Source organism: Nocardia heshunensis (assembly GCF_054782115.1).
On record NZ_BAAGTC010000048.1, the window covers coordinates 1 to 656 of the forward strand.

The following is a 656-nucleotide window of genomic DNA, read 5'->3' on the forward strand; positions in this document are numbered from 1 at the left end:
ACTGTGACTGCCCGATACCTTTACGGGAAGGAATTCGAGTTCAAACCAGAGTTCAAATTGTGGCTGGCGACCAACCACAAGCCAATTATTCGGGGAACTGATGATGGTATTTGGCGTCGGCTTATGCTGGTACCATTTGCGGTTAAGATTCCTGATAACCGAGTTGACAAGGACTTGAAGTATAAACTTCAACGTGAAGAGGTTGGAATTCTTAACTGGGCCGTGGAAGGTGCCTTGAAGTGGCAGCGAGAGGGATTGAAACCGCCGGAGAGTGTGGTTCAGGCCAGCCAAAGTTATCGGAATGAAATGGACGTAACAACTGAATTTGTAGAAGAGTGTTGTATGGTCGACGAAGGCGAGATGGCACGAGCATCAGAATTATACCGACGTTATAAATCTTGGGCTGATGATAATTCTCAGTATTTGATGAATTCAACCAAGTTTGGTAAGGAAATGGCCGACAAGTATACAAAAAAACGCGATTCGCAAGGTGTTTACTACGTCGGTATTAGTTTAAAAGTATTCGTAAAGCCATTTGAAATGGTAACCAGTCATCCCAAAAAGAAGTGAATGTAGGGTATGTAGGGTTGTGTAGGCATGTGTAGGCATGCCAATCCCTTGTCCCCGTTGGCCTGTGTATAGTTATGTATACTTTC

The 656-nt window shown here is 44.2% G+C and carries 1 protein-coding gene; it reads left to right on the forward strand.

All coding sequences use genetic code 11. The features are described 5' to 3' along the window. Positions 1-570 (forward strand): DNA primase family protein (locus ACYVN4_RS45075; protein WP_460730463.1); only part of this gene is annotated, 570 nt, incomplete at its 5' end. Positions 571-656: the final 86 nt, after the last annotated feature.